Origin of the sequence: Fodinibius roseus, assembly GCF_900129315.1 — a bacterium.
GTDB classification, from domain to species: domain Bacteria; phylum Bacteroidota; class Rhodothermia; order Balneolales; family Balneolaceae; genus Fodinibius; species Fodinibius roseus.
The window spans coordinates 1-24,335 of record NZ_FQUS01000013.1; the positions used below are offsets into that span (position 1 = coordinate 1).

Genomic DNA, 24,335 nt, shown 5'->3' on the forward strand with positions numbered 1-24,335 from the left:
CAGCTGGCGATTAAATTTGGAGATCGGCTTCCACTTGATTTAACCCGGAACACTGATGAATAAAACAAACCAGACAGAGTTCAGCTTACACTCCCCGAAGGTTTTTTGTTTTTTTATTTGAATAATATTGTTAAGTAAGTTTAACCTAAAACTAGGTTTAGCATTTTCTTGATTAAGTTTTTCATACTTCTCCTTCAAAATATTCTTTACAGCTTGTTGCTCCATCCAATTAAATTTTAATTTGTTATCTCAATTATAGGATAATAAAAACACCTCCCATTATAATACAAGAAATAAAACCAAATAGATTTGCATCACCCAAAAATGCTCGTAATTATTCCACCAATAAAACTAAACGATTGTCCCATGTCATAGGAGGCGAATAGAATGAGCAGCCAAAGAGAAATCTGGTAGTGTAAACCTCTTAATAGTCCACTGACTCCTTACCATTAATTTTACTATAAACATTCTTTAGAATATGCCAGCTCGCTAAATCTCTAAATTTCTCATCCTTAATCATCTTCATGGATATCTCCTCATTGCCATCCATGCGATCAATGATAAGCTGTTCAAGTTCCTTTTCGAATATATATCTAAAATCATCTAAATTATTAGCCTTAGCAGCTTTCTGAATATCTTCATCTAAGATCGCTTCTTCTTCAATTTGATCGAAAAAGAGTTGGTCAGCTTGGGTAAAATTAGTGCCAAAACGCTCGTTTAAAAGCTCGACCAACTGAGATAGCTTAACATACTCTTCACGGATTTTTCCAGTTCCAACATCCGAAGGCCCCTTAATATCTCTACTTTCACCTTCAGATAGATCTATAGATCCATCACTTATTTTTTCTAATCTATAGAATTTCAAAGCTACTTCATTTTCTAGCTCGTACTGCGTATCGCTTGAATTTTTTGGAAGTCTTGATAGTAAAAACCTACCATAGGTGTATAATTGTTCTAATTCCGAGTCCTTAAAAGGTATAATTTGAGATAAAAAGCCATACATATTCCGATAACTTACCAATACAGATTTAAACTCATCTTGTTTTTCCTCATCTAACTCTTTGAATCTCTCAACGACTGGATCTAACACAGCATATAGTTTAGCGTGGTCTGTATCAGTACTTTTGAATTCAGGTTTGTAATAGATTTCACAAAATGCTTCTATGTCCTCCTCATCAAATATGCGAAAACCCTCTAACTGTGCTTGTAGTTCATAAAGTTTTCGAGGTTCTACATCCTCCGCAAAAGGTGTTTTCTCGTAATAGGGCTTAAAAGCATTAAATATTTCTTCCCTATCATTCACAAAGTCTAAAACAAAAGTATCATCTTTCCCTGGATAACGGCGATTTAATCTTGACAAAGTTTGTACCGCCTGGATACCTGACAATCTTTTATCCACGTACATTGTATGTAATAAAGGCTGATCGAAACCAGTTTGATATTTTTCGGCTACTAATAATATCTGATATTCATCAGTACCAAATTTCTTTGGCAATTCTTTTTCACGAATCCCATTATTCATACCAACCTCAGTAAACTTAGAACCAGGTTTATCAGGATCTTCAACTGTTCCTGAAAAAGCAACTAAGGTTTTTATATCATTATATCCCTTCTCAGTTATATATTTATCAAAAGCTTGCTTATAACGAACTGCATGTAATCGAGAGCTTGTTACCACCATAGCTTTTGCTTTACCCCCGATTTTATGCATTGTATGATGACGGAAATGTTCTACCATTACCTCCGTTTTCTGAGCAATGCTATAAGGATGAAGCTTTAGAAATCTAGCTAGTGCTTTAGAACCTTTTTTCTTTTCAAAATCGGGATCCTCATCAACAGCCTTTATTAAACCATAATAACTTTTATAGGTCGTATAGTGTTTAAGCACATCCATAATAAAATTTTCCTCTATGGCCTGACGCATCGTATAAAGATGGAAAGGTGGTTCCCCGTCGGGACCTGGTGCATTAAACACTTTTTCAGTTTTATACTTAGGTGTAGCGGTAAAAGCGAAGAAGCTAATATTCTCCTGCCGTCCCCTCTTTGCCATTTCACGCAAGACGAACTCCTGATAATCATTTTCCTCATCCTCTAGCTCATCTTCAGCTGCTTCTTTAATGCCATCTTTGTTTAACACAGATCTAAGATCAGCAGCCTGTTCCCCTGTCTGTGAGCTATGTGCTTCGTCAACTATTACCGCATAATTTTGTCCCTCTAAATCTTCAACTTTATCGGTAACAAAGGGGAATTTTTGTAACGTTGAAATAATAATTGGGGTAGCATTATCCAGAGCATTAGCTAATTGAGTTGAGTCTTTTTCAATTTTTTTTACGACTCCACTCTTATGATCAAATTGATAGATCGTATCCTGCATCTGCTTATCCAACACAATACGATCTGTTATCACTACTATTGAATCAAAAATTTTCTGGTCTTTTGCATTATGTAAACTCGAAAGACGGTAAGCCAGCCAAGCAATGGTATTGCTTTTACCCGAGCCAGCAGAATGTTGTATCAAGTAATTTTTTCCCGGCCCTTGGCCTTCAGCATCATCAACAAGTTTTCTTACGGCATCCAATTGATGATACCGAGGAAATATCATATTCTCTTTTCGAATCACCCTGATACCTTGGTCCGTCGATATCTTCTTTTCTTCAACCTCTAAATGCAGAAAGCGAGCTAGAATATCCATAAAGCTGTCTTTCTGCAGTACTTCTTCCCATAGATACGTTGTTCTATATCCGTCTGGATTAGGCGGGTTCCCTGCACCTCCATCGTGCCCTTTGTTAAAAGGCAAAAGATAAGTATCACTCCCTTCTAGTTTAGTCGTATAATAAACTAGGTCTGGATCAACGGCAAAATGAATTAGAGCCCGTTTCTTAAATTGAAAAATTAGATCTTCAGGATTACGCTCACCTTTATATTGTTTTTTTGCATCTTCAACATTTTGATCCGTAAGAGGATTTTTTAGTTCTATAGTGGCTACTGGTAAACCATTGAGAGTAAGTACAATATCTATTGACTTACTTGGCTCACCTTCGCTATAGTGAACCTGACGTGTAAAAGTAAGGACGTTACGTTGATACAGTTCTTCAGATTCCGGATTCATTCCATGAGGTGGACGAAAGAAAGCAACACGTAAACGTTTGCCAAAACATTTGAATCCATGCCGAATTACATTAAGAATTCCCTGACTATTAATAGCATGATGTAATTCTTTGATCACATAATTTTCTGTATCATCTCCGTAAAATTGCTCAATAGGGCCCCATTTTCGAGGCTGAGTATCTTTAATGAAAGTTGTGACAAGCTCGGGAAAAAGTGCCCACTTCCTATTAAAATTAGAAGGATCCCCTTTCTTATAACCTCCTTTAAAACTACATAAAAAAGCTTCTATTGCTTTTTCAAACGCTATTTCCTTATAATTTATTGACATATTTTACCCTATCTTGACTGACTTTAACATCTCCAGTAACAGCTTTATCTATTAATGTTGAACGATACTCTTTCATTCTAGCAATACCTCTCTTTACTTGCTTTTCTAGCTTATCTATTTTCTCCATCCGCTTATTAAGAAAGTCAATAATTTTCTTCTGTTCTGGAACTGGAGGTACTGCTATAATCGAGTCTTTAATACTGCCAAGAGTTAAACCAAACCTCGTTACACCATTTGCTGCAACTTCAAATTGACTATTTACCGCCTGTGACTGTAACCACCGAAATAAAAACTCACCCACTAACTTATTTGAATCTGGTCTTATATGAGCCAAATGATAGCCACAAAGTACATTATTAAAATCATTTTTAACTAACGCTGGAACCGCAATATCATCTCGGCTTTCGGAATCTTTGGTAATTATCACATCTCCTTCTTCCAGCAAAAATCTGTTTATTTCATTTTGGGAAGCAGTTGACTCCATAAACTCAATAGATTCGTCTATAAACTCATTATCATAAACATCGGTATAATTGCATAAAAGCACATCTTGATGATCGTCTCTACTTCTCTTGTCAACATTGCTTGATTGCACTTTTGAAATAAATTTCAATCGCATAACCTCCCAATGCTTCGGAATATCACCTAGCCATGCAACACCAGAAGGCTTACTTTTTTTACCAGATTCTAAACCATTAGTTACAGTTTGAGTTACTAAAGCCTGACGATTTTCTTCTAATTGGTCTAAAAGTTGATACTTCTTTTGAATGAGGGTATCTATCTGTCCAGTTTTCCAATCTATCAAGCTAGTAATTTTCTTCTGTTCTGGAACTGGAGGTACTGCTATAATCGAGTCTTTAATACTGCCAAGAGTTAAACCAAACCTCGTTACACCATTTGCTGCAACTTCAAATTGACTATTTACCGCCTGTGACTGTAACCACCGAAATAAAAACTCACCCACTAACTTATTTGAATCTGGTCTTATATGAGCCAAATGATAGCCACAAAGTACATTATTAAAATCATTTTTAACTAACGCTGGAACCGCAATATCATCTCGGCTTTCGGAATCTTTGGTAATTATCACATCTCCTTCTTCCAGCAAAAATCTGTTTATTTCATTTTGGGAAGCAGTTGACTCCATAAACTCAATAGATTCGTCTATAAACTCATTATCATAAACATCGGTATAATTGCATAAAAGCACATCTTGATGATCGTCTCTACTTCTCTTGTCAACATTGCTTGATTGCACTTTTGAAATAAATTTCAATCGCATAACCTCCCAATGCTTCGGAATATCACCTAGCCATGCAACACCAGAAGGCTTACTTTTTGCGAATGTACTTATATCTGCCATAGTGCCTCATTTCTCCAATATTTTGGGAATCCCATATACTTAAGTTCTATCTGATTAAATTCTTCGAACAAATCAAATAAGCGCTGCTTAAAATGGTGTCCTGGATTTATTACGTCCATTAAATAAGCCATACAACATAATATTGCGTAAGGCTTATGTACATCAATATCTTTCTTATTAATAAAAGGAAGGGATGTGAATTTAGGCATTTTAGGAGCAACTACTAATTTCCGATTCCATAAGCGACTATGGTGTGCACAAATATTTCGCACATTACTTATTGCATGCATCCAACTTTCTAAGACAAATGGATGACCGAGATTAAACTTCCCGGAAATCGTTTTTTTGGTTTTATCTAGCTTCAAATTGTGATAGAGCTTTGACAGTGTACCCAAAGAAATGATTTCCAAGGTCATCCAAGCCGGTGGCCGTTCCGGCTTATCATATTTGCTATTGTAGTGATCTATAAATACTTCAGCTGATCTTTCTAATTCATCATCAATAGCGTCTAGATCGTTCTCGAAATGCTCCCTATTTCGATAAAAGGAAGAGTTCTCATACCAATGGCTCCCGTGCACTAATGCACACTGATTTATCATTTGGGTTCTAAATGCAATCTCAATCCGTTCAATTGCATCAAAAACAATTAAACGTAATCGACGGTCAAAAATGTAATAGTCTAAAATATCATTAAAAGAAACATCATCGGTAAAAGGATGGTCAGAGTCATCATTATCCTGAAATGGATATGTATAGGCTCGTAACCTATAAAAACTAATATAGGATAAATAGTGATGAGCCCGTTCTTCATCATCTATAGTTAGCCCACGGTCTTTTAATAAATCTACTTGGTCAGCTATACTTAGAGGAGATTTAGTAAATTGCATAGCCTACAAAAAAGAAAAACCCGCCCGGGTGCGCTTCACAATGAGAGGCGTGGCAGGTCTTATTTGATATTCCAATTATAATAACGTGATAATTCATAAAAAAGTTTTCTTTTTAAAAAAGATTATTTCTAATACTTGTAAGAAACCTGTACTAAAACGGCATAGCCGTACATTTTACGATTTAATAGCTACTGCATTTTATTAGAACCTGTTATATCTCCCAGCATATCTACAATATCTTGTTCGATATTTTTAATATCTGCTTCTATTTCTTCAAGATCACGAGTTTGGTCAAAGTCATAAAATTTACGGTATAAAGGAATTTCATATCCAATCTTAATTTTTTCATAATCAACCCATGCGTCAGGAAAATGAGGTTTTACCTCATTTTCAAAATATTGGTCACAATAATCTTTAACCTGCTCAAGCAATTCGCTAAGATCAGAATCTTTATGATAACCTAAGGGGAGTGGGAGTTTGATGTCATTTGGGAATGGCACATTTTCATAGTCCCGCAGATCAGAATCAGGCTCAGGATTACCTTTACTGTCTCTGCAGATATTTGCAGTTTCATCTTGCTCAGCAATCGCTTTCCAAATATTATCCCGCACTGTCTTCTTAACGCTTATATCTGCAGCATCTAGTACACCTTCTACATCATTCATAAATTTCTCTCTATTCTTATAGATAATAGATGAATCTAGCGTTTTTAAGGCTTCAATAATCGCTTCTTGTTTTTTCTCCCCCTTTTTAATCTCTTCCTTTTGCGCTTTCTTATCTTTACGCTTTCGAGATTTTGCCAAATTATTAAATGCTCTTTCGTCCCAGAGCCTTTTAATACGCCTATCAGTTGCTTGAAAATTTAAACGAAGCGGTCTTTCCACTGTCAACTTTATAAAACCAAACTCACGTATGTCACAAATCTTGCTATACTTACATTCTTCAAAAGCCCCATATATATTTGTTAACTCATCAATTTGATTCGAAGTAATTTCATGACGTTTGCTTCCCAGACTTTTGTCCATGTCTTGGTAATGCTCGGTCCCATCAATCAGTTGAACACTACCTCTTCGATCAGGCCTTTTCCTATTTGTTACAATCCAGATATATGTATTTATACCAGTGTTATAGAATAGCTGATCAGGAAGTGCAATTATAGTTTCTAACCAATCATTTTCAATAATCCACCTTCGAATATTACTAGTACCTGAACCTGCATTGCCGGAATAAAGAGGGGACGCATTAAAAACAATACCTATTCGAGAGCCTCGTCCCCCGTCCTCTGGTGGTGCCACCATCTTTGAAATCATATGCTGGAGGAATAGAAATGAGCCGTCATCAATTCTTGGATATCCAGCACCAAAACGTCCATTAAATCCTAAGTCTTCATGTTCTTTTTTTACCACATCTTCTTCAGGATACCATTCTACTCCGTATGGAGGATTTGCCAACATATAATGGAATGTCTCGTTCTTATATCCATCTTCGGTTTTACCATCACCAAGGGTATCACCGAATACAATATTTTCTGGACTCTCTCCTTTAATCAACATATCTGAAGCACAAATTGCCCAAGACTCATCATTAAACTCCTGCCCAAATAGTTCAATATTTAGACCTTCACTATGTTGCTCTATATAGCGCTCAGACTCAGATAACATTCCACCTGTACCGCAAGTGGGATCATATATTTTTACCAATAATCCCTCTTTATTAAATAGGTCGTCATCGTAGGTATACAATACATTTGCCATTAGTTCGATGACTTCACGGGGGGTAAAGTGATCACCTGCTTCTTCATTGGCTTGCTCATTAAAACGACGAATGAGTTCTTCAAAAATGTAACCCATATCAAGATTGCTGACTGTAGCTGGACTAAGGTCAACATCCTTGAACTCCTTCATTACTTTATAAAGGCGGTTTGACTCCTCAAGCTTATCAATCTCTTCTTCAAACTGGAATCTTTGTATAATCTTACGAGCATTTTTAGAAAAACTCTTGATATATGTTTTTAGATCCTGGTCTAAATTTTCATGGGCATCTACCATTTTTCCCAAAGTAAGTGGACTTGTATTGTAAAAATTAAGACCAGCTTCTTTTTTTAAAATTCTCTCTACTGCTTTATCTGGTAGATCTTGAGGCTCAAGCTCCTGATGTTTTTTTATAACATCTTCTTTAGTTGGTAATAATACACTATCAAGACGCCACAATACAGTCAGTGGCAGCATAACCTTTCTATATTGAGGTGGCCGATATGGCCCTCTCAGGAGGTTAGCTATCTTCCAAATAAAATCTATTCGTTCTTGTTGGGCTTTATTTCTTATTTCCAAAGTATATAATTATTCTTCGTCTTCAATTACTAATGTCCAAGTTCTTTTTAAAGGTAGGTCAGCCTTCAGCTCATCGTTAAAATGTTCATAGTGCTTAAACAGTGCATCTAACAGCCGATCTGCATCCCATAATCGAACTTTATAAAAAGATTGTCTTGCCAATTTCTGTGCACTTTGTTTAAAACCACCCCAAGAAACGAATAGACCAAAATCTGCATTAAAATTATCTAGAACACCAATTAGTTCTCTTAGAGTACTTACATCTGCTTCACTTTCGGTGGATTTAACCTGTACACAAATTTTGGGAGTATCAAAACCTAGAGTTCCCTTACCTGCTAATATATCTACCCCACCATCTGGTCCCTTTTCAGCTTTTCTGGTATAAAACCCCTCTGCTTTTAGTATTTCTTCGACAATTCTTGTTAAACCATGACCTTTAAATTTCCGGATAATATATTTGCTTATTTGGTCACGCGAAAACTGATCGATATCTAATGGAATGTCTTCTTCAACCTCATCACTGATCTGTCTTGTAATTATAGATGACTGACCATTCACCATATTCGTTATCCTCTGCTCAGCATTATTTCGGCTAATCTCACATACCGTCATGGCAGCACCAAGAGAATAAAGTAGGTCTTGATCAAATTTTGACCTTGGAAATGACTCAGTCCAATTTACTTCTCTGTAGTGTTTAACCCCTTTTATTGACTGACTCTCATCATACTTATAGTCTGACGTTATCTTTCCTATTTTTACTGTTGATTCAGTCTTTAATGGTAATACCACCCAATCACCAACATTAATCTCATTAGCAAATCTGTAAATTTGGCCTGCGTTATTAGCAATTTTGCTCTTACTAGCATCTGGATCTATATCAGATAAGTATTTTTTTAACTCGTCCCGATTCTGAAACTTTGAGACATCTTTTACGTTGTGCCAACCAATAGTAACAAGTCCCTCTTCCATCGCAGTACTTTCCATTTCTCCATGTCTACCTGCACGTACCATCCATAAACTCATAAATCCATACTGTTTTTACTAATTCACATTCAGCCAACGATATCAATATTCAATACGAATTAAAAAGAAAAACTAAAAGATAAGATTAATCAAAGAATACGATTATACCAATATTAGTCATCAGCTCGCACAAAATTTGAATAAAAAAACATTAAAAGTACTTATTTAGAGATAACTATATATAAGATAAGAGCAAACTGAAAGCAAATACTTCCTAATACTATCTATATAGTTGTTTTAGCATTGTTTTACCATAAAATACTAAAGCCCTGCAACTCAGGGAGTTACAGGGCTTTGCGTGGGACCGGGCGGAATCGAACCGCCGACACCGCGATTTTCAGTCGCGTGCTCTACCGACTGAGCTACAGTCCCTTCGTTTGCGCTAAGAGTTGCCAAATATAAAATCTTTTCGGCTTTATAAAAAGGATCAATCCGTTTTTTCTACGGATTTTCTCCCCGCAGCTGCACGTCCCGCAGCCGAAGCTGAAGCGTCCGCCGCCCATTCCAGTTGTTTTCTTCCAGCGAGTAGGCGATGTTCATCTTCTGATCCTTTTCATTGCGGATGACGGGCAGGTATTCGTGCATGTTGAACCCGATCACATCAAAGGCGCCGGATCCGTTTTGGGCGACTTTCATCTTCAGGTGGCCCGAACCCACAATGGTCGGCACGCCCACCACCCGCACATCCCTGCTGACAAAAATAGGGCGGAGGTTGCCCGGGCCGAAGGGCTCGAACTGGCTGAGCAGCTTCCAAAAGCGCATGCTGACGTTGCTCAGATCAAGATCGCAATCGATAGACAATTCAGGCTTAAAATCCTGTTCCGTCAGCCGCTCCGACGCAATTTTATTGATACGCTCACAAAAAGCTTCGTAGTTTTCCTCGGCTATGGTCAGCCCCGCCGCATATTTGTGTCCCCCGAACTGTTCGAGCAGGTCCTCGCACTCCTTGAAGGCCTCGTAGATATCAAACCCCTCAATGCTGCGGGCAGAGCCCTTGATCTTGCCGTCCACGGTACTGAGCATAATGGCGGGACGCCCGTAGGCCTCCACCAGGCGGGAGGCCACGATGCCGATCACGCCCAGGTGCCAGTCGGGGTTGTGCAGCACCATCGAGGAGATCTTGTCAAGGTCGTACTGCTCGTCAACAATGGTTTTCGCCTCTTCCATCGTCTGGCTGTCTTCATCGCGTCGGGCGATATTAATGCTTTCCAGCTCATGAGCCCTCGCCCGGGCTTCGGCGGCCGTTTCGGCAATGAGCAGCCGCACGGCTTTGGAAGCATCCCCCATACGTCCCGCCGCATTGATACGCGGTCCCACGGAAAAAACAATATTCGACGTCGAAACGGATCCGATCGACAAATTGATGAGATCCGCCAGCGCCTTCAGTCCGATCCGGGGATCACTGTTAATCTGTTTGAGTCCCTCGCGCATGAGAATGCGATTTTCATCCACCATCGGCACGATATCGGAAGCGATAGAGATAGCTACCAGGTCCAGAAATTTAAAAGCCACTTTTTTGCTGAGACCCAGCTTGTGAACGGTCCCCTGCACCAGCTTAAAGCCTACCCCCGCCCCCGAAAGCCCGTCAAAAGGATAGGAACAGTCCTCGCGCTTGGGATCGAGCACCGCCACCGCATCCGGGATGGCACGGCCCACGTTATGGTGATCGCAGATGATCAGTTCGATCCCCTGCTCCCTGGCGCGTTTTGCCTCTTCAATAGCCGTAATGCCGCAATCCACCGAAACGATCAGGTCGGCCCGTGATTCTGCGGCATGCCGGATTCCTTCCGGATTGATGCCATAGCCCTCCTTAAAACGGTGAGGGATATAAAAGTCCACCTCGACACCGAATTCTTTCAAAAACAGGTACATCACAGAGGCCGCGGTGGTGCCGTCCACGTCATAATCGCCGTACACCAGCACCCGCTCGCGATTGCGAATAGCCTTTGCCAGGCGTTCCGTCGCCGCATCCATATCCATCATCAAAAAAGGATCGTGGATGCAGCTTAAACTTGGTCTGAAATATGTTTTGGCCCGATCATAAGAATCTATACCCCGCAACGCCAGCAGGTGGGCCACCTTCTCGGGGATACCCAGCTCCTGCTGCAGCGCAGATACAGCCTCCTCGTTGTCGGGCGTTGAATACACCCATCGAAAAGACATAGTTATCGTTATCTGTTTTTTTATTTTTTGTCATAAATAGTCGGCAGCGGTCAAACTGCCCAGCTATACGGCCCGCGGATCCGGGGCGTTTGAATAGAAACTGATCCGCTTCTATAAAGATACAATTTCACAGATAAAAATCATCATCGGAATGATGATATCTTTCACGCATCTTTTGGGTCAAGCCAAAAGGAGCAAGAGAATCTTAAATTGAATTCAACAGCCCAAAAAACTGTTGTGAAGCAGGTGTTCTCGCACACAAACTATTATACTGAACAAAACAGAACAAAAAGCGTCTGAGTTTGCGTATGACAGTTACATAACGGAGGATTATTTTGTGTAACTTTACCAAGGTTATTATTGTATAGCAAGTCCCGATATTGTTTGGGAAAACAGACTGTGTTCTGTTATAAATTAACGTTTTTCTGTTCAACCATACGATTACTAATTACTGTTATTATTACTATGATTTCCAAAGAAGATTTTATCCATAAAGACCGGATGGCCAAGGGCATAAGCACCGGCGGTGATATTAAAATTTCGGTCGTAAAGACAACGGATGTGGTCAAAACCGCCCGCCGTAAACACGATCTGTCCCTGCTCAATACCGTCCTTCTCGGCCGTGCATTGACCGCCACCATGCTGATGGCCTCCGAACTCAAGGGGGAAGAACGCATCCGGATGCGGGTCGAAGGGAAGGGCCCCGTGGGACTGCTGGTAGCGGAAGCGAATCGTGTCGGCGAGATCCGCGGCTACGTCCAGCACCCGGAGGCGGAACTGGATTATACCAACGCGCAAACAGGTTTAGGTGACGGACTCGGGGTGGGCATACTGACCATCCGCAAGACCTTGTATAACGAGGCCGAGCCCCGGACCAGCAGCATCGAGCTGGTCCGGGGTAACATTACGGATGACGTGGCGTACTATATGGTGCAGTCCGAACAGGTACCTTCTGCGGTATTGCTCGATGTGGGACTTGATGAACAGGGCCGGATCACCGAAGCGGGAGGCGTACTGGTGCAGCGTATGCCCGACGCACCCGAAGGCCGTATTGAGGCGATGCAGGAAAAGATGCTTCAATTCGATTCCATAAGCGAACTACTGGCATCGGGTCATTATATTGATGATATCATGGAAATGGTAATGGAGCCGGGGGGCGTCAAGGAACTGGACCGCCAGCCGGTCGATTTCTTCTGCCGCTGCAGCCGCAAACGGTTTGTCAATGCCCTTGCGATGCTTGGTCCCGACGACCTGAAAGAGATGAGTGACGAGGGACAGGAGCTGGTGTGCCATTTTTGCAACGAAGAGTACCAGGTCTCAAAGAGCGAAATCGAGGAACTGCTGATGCAAACAAAAGCCAAAATGAACTGACCAACCCATGGCAGACCGCAAGCATGTCGTTATCGTCGGAGGGGGATTCGCCGGTATCTCGGTGGCGAAAAAACTAAAAAAGGCGGAAGTCGATATTACGCTTGTCGACCGGAACAACCACCACCTCTTTCAGCCATTGCTCTATCAAGTGGCCACGGCGGCCCTCTCCCCGGGCGATATCGCCACCCCCATTCGCGCCATATTGGGCCAGCGAAAAGGCCTGCGGGTGCTCTTGGGCAAGGTAACGGATATCGATCGCGACCAGCGATTTATTGCACTTAAAAACGGGCGTAAAATCGGTTTCGACTACCTGGTGCTGGCCCCCGGTGCTCAATACAACTATTTCGGAAATGAAGAATGGCCGGAGCATGCCCCCGGATTAAAGTCCATCGGGGATGCCCTGCAAGTCCGCGAGCGCATTCTGTTATCACTCGAGGAGGCGGAGCAGCTGGAAGATCCCAAATTGCGGGAGCCGTATCTGACCTATGTGGTCATTGGCGGCGGACCCACGGGCGTAGAGATGGCCGGGGCCATCGCCGAGATTGCCAAGCGCAACATGATGCGCGACTACTCTACCTTCAGCAAAAACGAGACGCGTATTTTCCTGGTGGAGGCCGCCGCGCGTATCCTCAACGGTTACCCCGAATCGCTGGGCGAAAAGGCGCGCGAAACCCTTGAAGAGATGGGCGTTCGGGTGTTGCTGAATACCCCGGTCACCGATATCGGCGAAGGAGAAGTTTCGTTTTCAGAGGGCACCATTCAAACGCCGAATATCATCTGGGCCGCCGGGGTGGCTGCTTCTCCGCTGCTCACCTCCCTGAAGGCGGAACAAGACCGGACGGGAAGGGTGATGGTAGAGGATGATCTCTCGCTGCCTGACGATGATCACATTTTTGTGATCGGTGATGCGGCCCATAAAGAGGATGCGGAAGGGAATCCGCTGCCGGCCCTTGCGCCCGTGGCGATGCAGCAGGGTGATTTTGTCGGGGAGCTCCTCAAAAGGGAAACCGCCGACCCGGCATCAGAACGAAAAGCGTTCTCATTTACCGACAAGGGGACCATGGCAACGGTGGGACGTGCCAAGGCGGTGGCTGATATACGCGGGTTTAAATTCAGCGGCTTTTTTGCCTGGATTCTCTGGTCGGTCGTCCACATTTTCTTCCTGATCGGTTTTCGCAACCGCTTCCGCGTATTTGTGGAATGGATGTGGCACTATCTTACCTTTAACCGGGGCGTACGGCTTATCACGGACCGGAAGAGTGCCAAGGAGGAGGAAACAACAGAAATAAAAAATGAAATCTGAAAAATCTGCTCCCATTCACTTATATCACCCCCCCCAGGAAATTACCGCCGTTAGTAACCCTCTTATTGTTCACCTTCTTGTCCGCCACGCTCTCGGCTCAGGATAATAATAACGCCATGTCTCCACTTTTCATGGCGGCTATAGAAGAAAACCACGGAAGCGGCGATCACCAATTCCCTTTTTCATGCGGAGACGATGACCGGCCGCAATGGAGACACAAAGCCTACATGGAAACCAACCGCACAACAAGTTGTTATAATTCAACTTCAAAAGGGTGATAGCTCTACGTGGCAAAAGAGGAGCCGCAGCCGCACGTTTCGGTGGCGTTGGGGTTGTCGAAGGTAAAGCCGCGCGCATCCAGCCCATCCGGGTAATCTACTGAAATGCCCTTGAGATACATCATGTGTTTGGAGTCGACGATGACTTCAATGCCCTGGCTGACAATCACCTCATCCTCCTCGGATTTATGGTCAAACCCCAGTTTATAGCTCAGTCCCGAGCAGCCCCCGCCTTCGACAGCCACGCGCAGGTATAACGCATCGTCGAGATTTTCATCCTCCCGTATCTTCCGGACCTGCCGCGCCGCGCGTTCGGTCAGCGCTACATCCGGACCGTCAAAGTCGATCTCCGGGGTGTCGATATCCGCCAGTGGAGAAGCGGAAGCCGGAGCTTGCTCCTCCTCTTCTTCATCGCCATCAATGAGATCCGAGATAACATCGTCCAAGTTGTCTTCCGTTTCAGCAGGCATAGTTCTTCTTAATCTTAATATTCATTTTCACATTTCCGTGAATAGGTAAAATAATCGGTATTCTTTTTCCGAAACAGATTCAGGATGTCGGCACTCACTAAATTCACCAGTGTCGCCGAGGCTTTCCGGCGGGGAATATCCACCAGGTGCGCGAACTTTTTAACGGTAATTTCGCCATATTCATTCAGATACCGGAATAATGTTTGCTCGTTCTTCCCGTATTCAAAAGTTACGCCTTCGTCCGAATTTCGTTTTTTGATAATCTCAATCAGCTCCTTGCTGGCCACCTTGTTGCGGTCCTCTTCGCGCATAAAAACGATATTGCCCTCTTCTGTCTTTACAAAAACAGGTTTTTCAGTCAGTTCGGGCACCTTTATGACCAGCAGATCACGTTCTCCAAAATGGACAATCTCAATGGCAATATCCACCTTCGGCCGGCATAGTTCTTCCGCCGCTTTTTTAAGCAGGTACTCTTCCTCCTGGTAGCCGGCAACGCCAACGAGCGAGCAGTCATCATCCACACCGATCAGCAGCGTGCCTCCCCTGGTATTGGCAAAAGCCGCTATTTCACGGGCGATTTTAAAGGCCGAGGGGATGGTTCGCTTGAATTCGAGATAAGTTCCTTCGCCCGTCTGGGCCAGGTTCTTGACATCCAGGTAATCCATTTCCGAGAGCGAGACAGAACTGTAATTGTTATCGTACATAGCCACACTGCGTTCGTTTTCCTGTATAACGAAGATAACGATCAAATATTAAGCTTCCATGAACAGAAAGCAAAGAACGGGACGAGCTGATCCGTTAAATCACGATTTCTTCCTTTGGATTACGCGTCATAAGTTCATAGAGCACATCCTCGGGATCCTCCCGTTCGAACAATACCTGGTATATCGCCGATGTGATCGGCATTTCCACCTTCAGCTGCTTGCTCCATTCAAACACCGAACGCGTAGTCTTGACGCCTTCCGCCACCATATTCATCTGAGAGGTGATATCTTCCAGTTTCTTTCCTTTTCCAATATTGTACCCTACAAATCGATTCCGGCTGTGCTCGCTGGTGCAGGTAACCACCAGGTCTCCGATGCCCGAAAGCCCGGAAAAGGTATCCTGCGAGCCCCCCAGTTTCATTCCGAGTCGTTTCATTTCGTGGAGCCCCCGGGTTATGACGGCGGCTTTGGCATTATCGCCCAGCTTAGCGCCATCAATGATCCCCGCCGCAATTGCCATAATATTCTTTACCGCTCCCCCGATCTCGACGCCGATAATATCGTAGTTCAGGTAGACCCGGAACATCGGCGTCAAAAAGGTATCCTGGATAATGCGGGTAGTCCGCTTGGAGTAGGCGCTGGCGACAACGGTGGTCGGCTTAAAGGTACTGACCTCCTCGGCATGGCTGGGGCCCGACAGCACGCCGATATGATCTTCAATAATTTTACCTCGCAACACCTCGGTGAGCACCTGCGACATCGTCAGAAAGGTCTTGTTTTCGATCCCTTTGGCTACGCTGACAATAATCTCGTTACCGTTGAAAAAAGGCTTGATGCGTTCGGCCACCCCGCGCATGACGTGAGAGGGCGTGGCAAAAACAACCATCCCGGGATCGTCAAGACATTGCTCCAGGTTGGTATAACAGGTTACGGAGTCCGGAAGCGTAACGTCCGATATATAGGACGGATTACGGTGATGCTTGTTAATGCCGTAGGCCACTTCCGATTCCCGCGCCCAAAGCTGTACCTTGTTACCGGCCCGGGCCAGTACAACCGAAAGGGCCGTCCCGAAACTCCCGGCGCCGATGATGGTGATTTTCTCTACCTTGCTGCTACTCACTTTCCTGTTTTTTATCTTTATTCAGCCATCCGACGGCAGGCTTAAACGACCGTACCTGGTTTTCGGTGCCTTGCAGCAGACGACTGATATTTCCACGATGCTTGATAATAATTCCGATACCGACGATTGCACCGAAAATGAGAATGCTCCCGTCAATAGTCCATCCGAAACCATAGCGAAGCATGACCAGCATCAGCGGGTATATGAAAGCGGCAACCAGGGAGGCCAGCGAGACATACCGGCTGGCCAGCATCACGACGAGAAACACCCCGAAGGTAATGGCTACCGAAACCGGTTCGATACCACATAGCATTCCCGCGGCCGTAGCCATCCCTTTCCCCCCGTCAAAGTTGGAATAGAGGGGAAACATGTGTCCGATTACGGCTACAACGCCACAAACGATACGCAAAAACGGATCCACATCCCAAAAGGGAAACAGCGATACCGGTCCGGCTCCGATCTGATAAGCCAGCTGGCTGATCCACAGCGAACTTACGAAACCTTTGAAAAAATCAATCGTCAACACAGCCACACCGGGCCGCCATCCCAATAATCGAAACGTATTGGTTGCACCGGCATTTCCGCTTCCGTGGTTGCGGATATCAACGCCTTTAACCAGCCGGCCTACCCATATGGATGAGGGGATAGAGCCGATCAGGTAACTCAATAGTATGACAACACCAAGTGCAAGCATATATTTCGGTTAAGTGAGAAATGGCAATCTCTTGCAATATAAAAGATCAATCGTAATGGTCGAGCATCAATTATAAAAAAATCTCCGGCGGCGGCCTATACATGGCGCTCGGCGTGATAGGAAGACCGGACCAGCGGGCCGCTTTCGACATGCTCAAGTCCCAATTCTTCGCCAATCTCTTTGTATTCGGCAAACTGATCGGGATGCACCCACTCTTCAACGGGCTGATGCATCTTCGTCGGCTGCATATACTGACCGATCGTCAGCACATCCACGCCATAATCCACGCAGTCCTGCATGAGTTCAATTACCTGCCCGCGCTCTTCCCCGAAACCGACCATAATCCCGGTCTTAGTGCGAAGTCCATGATCTTTACAACGCTGAAGCAGTTCTAACGAACGCTTGTATTTCGCCTGTGGACGGATCATGCGGTACAGGTCCGGCACGGTCTCCAGATTATGGCTCAGCACATCCGGCGGGGTATCGATGACAATCTGGAGGGCCTCCCATACGCCGCGAAAATCGGGGATAAGCGACTCGATGGTTACCCCGTCGATGGCTTCGCGAAGCTGCCGGTGGGTTTCGGCAAAAATAGGCGCACCGCCGTCTTTGCGTTCATCGCGGTTGACAGAGGTCAGCACCACGTGTTGCAGTCCCATCTTTTTAGCTGCGTCGGTCACGCGCCGGGGTTCGTCCCAATCCAGTCCCTGCACCGGACGCCCCGTCTTGACCGCACAAAAGGAACAGGAACGCGTACATACATCACCCAGGATCATAAACGTCGCCGTCCCGTTGCCCCAGCATTCTCCCATATTCGGGCAGCGGGCTTCCGAGCACACGGTATTCAGCGAATGCTTTTGAATGGTATCCGAGACTTCCTTGAATTTTTCTCCCGATGGCAGTTTCACCCGCAGCCAATCCGGGCGCCGTTTTGTTTGTTCGTTTCGGTCTACAACGTTGAGTTCTTTTATCATGAGGATCAATCAGAAATTAAGGGGATACTGCTTTAGCGCCAGACGGTTTAAGATACGAAAATTCATGGTCCAGTTCAGGCAGGGAATCCACTTCTGTTATACGTATATCGAAAACGGCTTCGAAATGAGCGCGCAGCTGCGCTTTCACCTCCTCCGAATCCATTGGACGACCCAGCAAATCACGGAAACTGGTTACCGCCTTGCCGGAAATTCCACAGGGTACGATGTGATTGAAATAGCTCAGGTCGGTATTCACATTGAGCGCAAAACCGTGCATGGTCACCCAGCGCGAGCATTTGATGCCCATGGCACAGATTTTTTGGTCCCCCACCCACACCCCGGTCAGCCCGTCTATACGTCCGGCATTAATGCCGTAGTCGCCACAGGTGCGGATGACGACCTCTTCGAGGCAGCGCAGGTACTTGTGGATATCGGTAAAGTGGCGGTCCATATCAAAAATGGGATAGCCCACGATCTGGCCGGGACCGTGATAGGTAATGTCTCCCCCGCGATCAATTTCGATAAAGTCGGCCTCGATACTGGCCAGCTCAGCCATTTCTTTCAGCAGGTGAGCTTTATCACCGCTTTTGCCCAGCGTATAGACATGCGGATGCTCGACAAACAGCAGCACTTCATTACTCTCATTGCCGGGCTGGTAGAGCTTTTGCCTGCGCCGGGCCAGCTTTTCATCCACCAGCCGCTGCTGGATGGCAGCCTGCAGATCCCACACCGGCCGGTACGGGGCGTGGCCCAAATCGTAATAGTCAACTTCTGCTTCTTCCATAACAAGTTCCATTAGGAATTAAAATTAAGAATTAGGAATTGAGAGGTGAGTAATCCTTTAATTCCTAATTCGTCATTCCTAATAATTATCATCCCATACTACACCTGCGATGCTGCTCAAAGGGCTGTCTTCAACCTTTGACCATCATTAATTGCCCAGATGCACGCCTTCGCCATAAGCTTCGGCCACGGCTTCCATCACGGCTTCGGACATGGTTGGATGCGGGTGGACGGCGCTAATGATTTCATGGCCTGTCGTTTCCAGGTCGCGGGCGACCACCGCTTCCGCAATCAGTTCGGTCACGTGTGAGCCGATCATGTGGCAGCCCAGCCACTCACCGTATTTCTCATCGAACACTACTTTCACAAAGCCCTCTTCATGACCGAGCCCCGTTGCCTTGCCACTGGCCGAGAAGGGAAACTTTCCGACTTTGATATCATATCCTTCCTCTTTGGCCTGCTCTTCGGTATATCCGACGGAAGCAATTTGCGGCTCGCAATAGGTACAGCCGGGAATGTTATTATAGTTGATCGGCAGCGGATCTTCACCGGCCAGCTTTTCAACACAAAAGATCCCCTCGTGCGATGCCTTGTGAGCCAGCCAGGGACCGCCGGCCACATCGCCAATGGCGTAGATATTCTCGACGCTGGTCCGGTAGTTTTCTTTATCAATTGTAATCGTCCCTTTCGAATATTCGACCCCGATCTCATCAAGGCCGATCCCCTCGACATTGCCGGTCACGCCCACGGCCGAAAGCACTACATCCGCTTCGACGACCTCTTCCTCATCGCCCGTCTTAATAGTCACCTTCACCCCGTCACCGTTTTCCTCAACCTGCTCTACGGTGCTGCCGGTGCGCACGTCAATGCCTTTTTTCTTATAAATTTTGCCGAGCTCTTTTCCTATGTCCTTGTCTTCAACCGGCACCAGCGAATCTTCCAGCTCTACGAGCGTGACTTCCGTGCCGATGGTGTTATAGAAATAGGCAAATTCAACGCCGATAGCGCCGGCCCCGATCACGACCATCTTCTCCGGCTGCTCTTCCAGCTGCATCGCTTTCTCATAATCGATAACCATTTCACCGTCGATTTTAATATTTGGCAGCTCTCGCGCACGAGCGCCCGTGGCAATAATAAAATGATCGGCTGTTATCTGCTCTTGGGTTTCATCATCCTCATTCACAACCTTTATTTGCTCTTTGGATTCAAAGACGCCCTTGCCTTCAAAAACCTCAATCTTGTTGGCTTTCATTAAAAACTGAACGCCTTTACTCATCTTATTGGCCACATTGCGGCTGCGGCCTATGATACCTTCAAAGTCGGCCTCATAATCATTTACGGTAATACCGTAATCTGCAGCATCTTCAATACTTTCATACACTTCCGCGGAACGGAGGAGAGCCTTGGTCGGAATACATCCGATATTCAGACACACGCCGCCCAAATGGCGTTTTTCAATAATGGCCGTGTTAAAACCAAGTTGTGATGCACGAATAGCGGCCACATATCCACCCGGACCGGAACCAATTACGCAAACGTCAAATTCTTTAGCCATGATTATCTACTAATTTGTTAATTTGGTGAATGATTGATTTGATAAATTGTCCTCTTCACTGATTACTGCCGACCTCATAACATCCCGGACAGGGAGATCATTCGGCCATTCAACTTACCCAACAGGTCAATATTTCAAAAGCCCTCTAATTTAAGAATAATACGCGGAAGGGTGAAATAAGATCTATGTATTAATGGAAGCAGCGGTTATTCAGATAAGCACACCGGCCTTCCTTCTCAGCAACCTGTTTTCATACTATTCCATATGCATGGCATACTGCAAAATATAAGTTGGAAATTCAGGGAACATGATCCCTTTTTTCCTATTAAATAGTGATAGAATATTGTAATAAAACAAAAAACAACTTTATGGGCATCATTAAACGATACCACCTGGTCGTTCTTTGTATTGCTTTAATCTTGTCGCTGGCCGCTTATGGCTGTCTCGATTCTCCCTCGGGAATCGATGAGAACACGAATCAATTCGTAAGCACGGCAACGCCGGGCACTTCAGCCGAGGTTTTCCTGAACGACAGCAGCTTTGCGAGACTCGAACTTGAAATTGACTACATGCCGGAGCACGAGCCTTCCCAGCAGGCACTGGACAGCCTCAAAAGCTTTTTACAAGCCCGTGTTTATAAGTCGGAGGTAGTCATCAACACTCCCACCGAAGTGGAATCGGGAGGGGGCGGCACCTACTCCGCTGATGAGATTCGCTCGTTCGAGGAAGAGTACCGGGATAACTATACCGACAGCAGGGGCAATACCCTGCACGCCTATTTTCTCATTACGGACGGGAAATTTCAGGAGCAGGATAACGTGCTCGGCATTGCCTATTTCAACACCTCCATGGCCTTTTTTGGCGAGACGGTGGAAGAAGCTGCATCCGGCATAGGAGCTCCGCCCAAGGAAAAGATTGAAGGGACGGTCTTCCAGCACGAATTCGGGCATATCCTGGGACTGGTCGGAAACGGTTCTCCTACCCAGTCGGATCACAAGACGGCCGGGAGTGCCCACTGTACCGCCGACGGCTGCCTGATGGAGCCATCCGTGGAAACCACGGACTTCTTTGCCAATCTGTTCGACGGCAGCATTCCGGATTTGGATGCCCAGTGTATTGCCGACCTGCAGGCGAACGGAGGGAAATAACGTAAGTATAAAGTTGTAAGTAGAAAGCAGTAAATAGTAGGCCTTCTTGCTGCTTTCTACCCAAAACTAATTCTGCTTGAACTTGTAGAGGTTTTCGGCCCCTACTTTTTCTTCGGCCTGACTGATGGCATAGGCGCTGTCGAAAAGGACGATAGGGTGACCTTCCATATCTTTGGTCACATGAGTGGAGTAGCTGTTTTCCAGCTTTTCAATAATCTCCTCGTCCTCATCCAGCCACCGTGCCGCATGGTAGGAGACGGCTGACATATGTAGCTCCGTATTGTACTCCGTCTGCATCCGATGCTTGACCACATCAAACTGCAGGGCGCCGACGGTCCCCAGCAGCAATTCATTGCCGACTCCCCGGGGGACTTCAAATACATGAACAACGCCCTCTTCGGCCAGCTGCTTCAATCCCTCGCGCAGCTGTTTGCGCTTAAAGGGATCTTTGGAAGAAGCTTTCATAAAATGTTCGGGCGTAAACAGGGGGATGACATCAAATCGCACGGGATCATCGCTGTATATCGTCGTTCCGATTCGAAAAGAGCCGGGGTTAAACAGGGACACCACATCACCCGGGTAGGCCTCCTCCAGGATATGCCGCTCATCACCCATCAGCGTGTGAGGGGTCGACATTTTAACCTTCCTGCCCGTATTGCTTTCCGTCACCTCGAGTCCCCGTTCAAACTTGCCGGAAGTGATGCGGATAAAAGCGGCGCAATCCCGATGATCGGGATTCATGTTGGCCTGCATTTTAAAAACGAATCCCGAAAAGCCGTCGTCAAGCTTTCGGCTTTTCCCCTCGGCATCCCGGTACTCCTGGGGCGGGTGGGCGAGCTCTCCAAAATAATTGAGAAAGACATCCAGCCCAAAATTATTCAACGCCGATCCGAAGAATACCGGGGTGCATTTGCCGTTCATAAAGGCTTCCTCATCCATCATCGCCATCATGTCTTCGGTCAGCATCACCTCTTCCCGGAATTTCTCTTTCTCGTGGTCCGAAAGAACGGCTTTCTCCAAGCCCTCTTCCAGGCCATATACTTTTGTTTCCGCCTTTTTAGCCCCGTGTTCCTCCTTCTTCTGAAGATGCAGCTGCTTGCCGATCAGGTCGTAAATACCCTGAAAATCCTTCCCGTAGCCCAGCGGCCAGGAAGCGGGAATGGGCTCGATACCCAGCTGATTTTCCACATTGCTGATCACTTCCAGCGGCTCCAGTCCCGGACGGTCGCACTTGTTGACAAAGGTGATGATCGGGATTTCCCGCATCTTACACACCTCATACAGCTTCTCGGTCTGCTCCTCGACGCCCTTTGCGACGTCAATAACCATCAGTGCGGTATCAGCGGCAACCAGCGTCCGAAGAGTATCCTCGGAAAAATCCTTGTGTCCGGGCGTATCCAGCAGGTTGAACTTGATATTGTCTTTCTCGAAGCGGAGCACCGATGAGGTTACCGAAATCCCCCGGTCTTTTTCGATGGCCATCCAGTCGGAGGCCGCATAGCGGTTGGCCTTCCGCTGGCGGATGGAACCCGCCTCGTGGATGGCGCCCCCGTAGAGCAGGAGCTTTTCGGTCAGGGTCGTCTTCCCGGCATCGGGGTGGGAAATAATCGCGAAGGTCCGCCGGCGACGGGCCTCCTCTATAATTTCCTGTTTGTCTTTTGTAAGGGTGTCGGACTGGGCCATGGAGATAACTCAATTTCTATTGTTTTGGACAGCCCGGCAAGATACGAATTTTTTGTTGGTATATCACCCCGATGCCATCAAAACAGCCCCAGCTGCTCATTCTGTCGTTCCACGGGCCAGGGGGGCATGGGGTTGATCTCGATAAGCTCGGCAAGCAACTGATGGAATTTCCGGGCAATGGGCGGCTGACTCACTTTATCGGGCGAATGCGTAAAAATATAGGGATGAAGGCCCTCTTTAATCCAGTCGGCGATCACAATGGCCCATTCCTTCAGATAGGGTTCGTTGTTCAGCACATCATTGGCACCTACAAATCGGACGAAAGGCCGTGACCCGGTATTTTCAAAACGGACAGGGACGTTCGGCTTCTTTTTTTGGGCCTCCCGGATGGAGGCCTCCTCTTTTTTCATGCTGTGCAGCTTCCGGGTATCAAAAATAACCCGGTCGATGTGATAGCTCTGCAAAAGGCGGTTCAGCCGGTTTTCCCTGTTCCCGTGATCGTAAAAATCAGGATGACGGACTTCCACCGCGTAGCTGTATACGGAGGGCAACAGGCGCACCAGTCGCTCCAGGCGGACAAATTCGCCGGGCGAGAACTGGGGCGGCAACTGGATGTGGAAGGGGCCCAACCGGTCGGCAATGGGGTCAAAGACTTCGAGGAATCGCATCACCTCATCCTCCACATCATTCAATCGCCGCCCATGCGTAATCGACCGGTGAAATTTAAAACAGAACTTAAAGCCGTCGGGCGTGGCCCTGGCCCACTTTTTTATGGTCTCCTCGCTCGGGATGTTGTAAAAAGTCGTATTCCCCTCTACGGCGTTGAAGACCGAAGCGTATTGCGAAAGGAAGTCCCTTTGTTTTGCATCATCGGTAAAGAAGTTACCCACCCAGTCTTTGAGGCTCCAGCCCGTGCACCCGATGTGATATTTTGTGATCGCCATGTGTTCGGACTTATTGAACAGATATCCATATGATACCTCCTAATCTACGACTAACCCGGCATCTCCTGTCCCCAAGGATCGAAGGCACTGCTGAATACGGGCCAAT

Annotated in this window: 19 protein-coding genes and 1 tRNA gene; 3 read left to right on the plus strand and 17 right to left on the minus strand. The window is 45.7% G+C overall.

Translation table 11 applies throughout. The annotated features are described in order from the left end of the window. Window positions 1-39: 39 nt before the first annotated feature. The 8 genes from BUB16_RS12380 to recJ all read right to left on the minus strand — a co-directional run bounded on the left by BUB16_RS12380 (window position 40) and on the right by recJ (window position 11,202). Window positions 40-225: a hypothetical protein gene (locus BUB16_RS12380; RefSeq protein ID WP_073064691.1), complete on the minus strand. Its 186-nt coding sequence runs from the start codon at window positions 223-225 to the stop codon at window positions 40-42. Between the two features lie 199 nt (window positions 226-424). Continuing rightward, window positions 425-3,436: a type I restriction endonuclease subunit R gene (locus BUB16_RS12385; protein ID WP_073064694.1), complete on the minus strand. Its 3,012-nt coding sequence runs from the start codon at window positions 3,434-3,436 to the stop codon at window positions 425-427. Continuing rightward, complete coding sequence (locus tag BUB16_RS12390) at window positions 3,420-4,799, minus strand: restriction endonuclease subunit S (protein WP_073064697.1); 1,380 nt, start codon at window positions 4,797-4,799, stop codon at window positions 3,420-3,422. The genes BUB16_RS12385 and BUB16_RS12390 overlap by 17 nt, the downstream gene beginning before the upstream one ends. Further along, window positions 4,787-5,686, minus strand: a complete 900-nt coding sequence (locus BUB16_RS12395) for an Abi family protein (RefSeq protein ID WP_073064700.1) — start codon at window positions 5,684-5,686, stop codon at window positions 4,787-4,789. Before BUB16_RS12395 ends, BUB16_RS12390 begins: the two co-directional genes overlap by 13 nt. Before the next feature lie 188 nt (window positions 5,687-5,874). Then, window positions 5,875-8,010, minus strand: coding sequence for a type I restriction-modification system subunit M (locus tag BUB16_RS12400; RefSeq protein WP_073065080.1), 2,136 nt, complete (start codon window positions 8,008-8,010; stop codon window positions 5,875-5,877). A 15-nt stretch (window positions 8,011-8,025) separates the two neighbouring features. After that, the gene (locus tag BUB16_RS12405) at window positions 8,026-9,039 is read right to left on the minus strand and encodes a restriction endonuclease (protein ID WP_073064703.1); all 1,014 of its coding nucleotides are present in this window, start codon (window positions 9,037-9,039) and stop codon (window positions 8,026-8,028) included. Between the two features lie 299 nt (window positions 9,040-9,338). After that, window positions 9,339-9,411 (minus strand) — tRNA-Phe (locus tag BUB16_RS12410). A gap of 69 nt (window positions 9,412-9,480) precedes the next feature. Next, on the minus strand, window positions 9,481-11,202 hold the full coding sequence (gene recJ / locus BUB16_RS12415; protein WP_073064706.1) for a single-stranded-DNA-specific exonuclease RecJ: 1,722 nt from the start codon (window positions 11,200-11,202) through the stop codon (window positions 9,481-9,483). Between the two features lie 465 nt (window positions 11,203-11,667). Between recJ and hslO the strand changes: the two genes are divergently transcribed. Together hslO and BUB16_RS12425 are read left to right on the plus strand one after the other, a co-directional pair. Then, entirely contained in the window at window positions 11,668-12,573 is a 906-nt protein-coding gene (hslO, locus tag BUB16_RS12420) for an Hsp33 family molecular chaperone HslO (protein ID WP_244545694.1), read from the plus strand. A 7-nt stretch (window positions 12,574-12,580) separates the two neighbouring features. Further along, on the plus strand, window positions 12,581-13,876 hold the full coding sequence (locus tag BUB16_RS12425; protein ID WP_073064708.1) for an NAD(P)/FAD-dependent oxidoreductase: 1,296 nt from the start codon (window positions 12,581-12,583) through the stop codon (window positions 13,874-13,876). Window positions 13,877-14,159: 283 nt separating this feature from the next. Here the strand turns inward: BUB16_RS12425 and BUB16_RS12430 are convergent, their stop codons facing one another. The 7 genes from BUB16_RS12430 to lpdA all read right to left on the minus strand — a co-directional run bounded on the left by BUB16_RS12430 (window position 14,160) and on the right by lpdA (window position 20,454). Then, window positions 14,160-14,624 (minus strand): HesB/IscA family protein, encoded by a 465-nt coding sequence (locus BUB16_RS12430; RefSeq protein WP_084088249.1) that lies wholly within the window; start codon window positions 14,622-14,624, stop codon window positions 14,160-14,162. Window positions 14,625-14,638: 14 nt separating this feature from the next. Then, the gene (locus tag BUB16_RS12435) at window positions 14,639-15,328 is read right to left on the minus strand and encodes an AlbA family DNA-binding domain-containing protein (RefSeq protein WP_084088250.1); all 690 of its coding nucleotides are present in this window, start codon (window positions 15,326-15,328) and stop codon (window positions 14,639-14,641) included. A gap of 94 nt (window positions 15,329-15,422) precedes the next feature. Then, complete coding sequence (locus BUB16_RS12440) at window positions 15,423-16,448, minus strand: NAD(P)H-dependent glycerol-3-phosphate dehydrogenase (protein WP_073064711.1); 1,026 nt, start codon at window positions 16,446-16,448, stop codon at window positions 15,423-15,425. Then, entirely contained in the window at window positions 16,441-17,142 is a 702-nt protein-coding gene (gene plsY, locus BUB16_RS12445; RefSeq protein ID WP_073064714.1) for a glycerol-3-phosphate 1-O-acyltransferase PlsY, read from the minus strand. The genes BUB16_RS12440 and plsY overlap by 8 nt, the downstream gene beginning before the upstream one ends. 95 nt (window positions 17,143-17,237) lie before the next feature. Further along, on the minus strand, window positions 17,238-18,116 hold the full coding sequence (gene lipA, locus BUB16_RS12450) for a lipoyl synthase (protein WP_084088251.1): 879 nt from the start codon (window positions 18,114-18,116) through the stop codon (window positions 17,238-17,240). A gap of 16 nt (window positions 18,117-18,132) precedes the next feature. After that, a complete protein-coding gene (gene lipB, locus BUB16_RS12455) occupies window positions 18,133-18,900 on the minus strand; it encodes a lipoyl(octanoyl) transferase LipB (protein WP_073065096.1) in 768 nt (255 codons plus the stop codon). A 147-nt stretch (window positions 18,901-19,047) separates the two neighbouring features. Beyond that, complete coding sequence (gene lpdA, locus BUB16_RS12460) at window positions 19,048-20,454, minus strand: dihydrolipoyl dehydrogenase (RefSeq protein WP_073064718.1); 1,407 nt, start codon at window positions 20,452-20,454, stop codon at window positions 19,048-19,050. Window positions 20,455-20,822: 368 nt separating this feature from the next. Between lpdA and BUB16_RS12465 the strand changes: the two genes are divergently transcribed. Beyond that, window positions 20,823-21,602, plus strand: a complete 780-nt coding sequence (locus BUB16_RS12465; RefSeq protein ID WP_084088252.1) for a hypothetical protein — start codon at window positions 20,823-20,825, stop codon at window positions 21,600-21,602. Between the two features lie 66 nt (window positions 21,603-21,668). On the opposite strand, the gene BUB16_RS12470 is transcribed toward BUB16_RS12465, so the two are convergent. Together BUB16_RS12470 and BUB16_RS12475 are read right to left on the minus strand one after the other, a co-directional pair. After that, the gene (locus BUB16_RS12470) at window positions 21,669-23,285 is read right to left on the minus strand and encodes a peptide chain release factor 3 (RefSeq protein WP_073064721.1); all 1,617 of its coding nucleotides are present in this window, start codon (window positions 23,283-23,285) and stop codon (window positions 21,669-21,671) included. Between the two features lie 77 nt (window positions 23,286-23,362). Further along, a complete protein-coding gene (locus BUB16_RS12475) occupies window positions 23,363-24,229 on the minus strand; it encodes a DUF72 domain-containing protein (protein ID WP_073064724.1) in 867 nt (288 codons plus the stop codon). Between the last annotated feature and the right edge of the window lie 106 nt (window positions 24,230-24,335).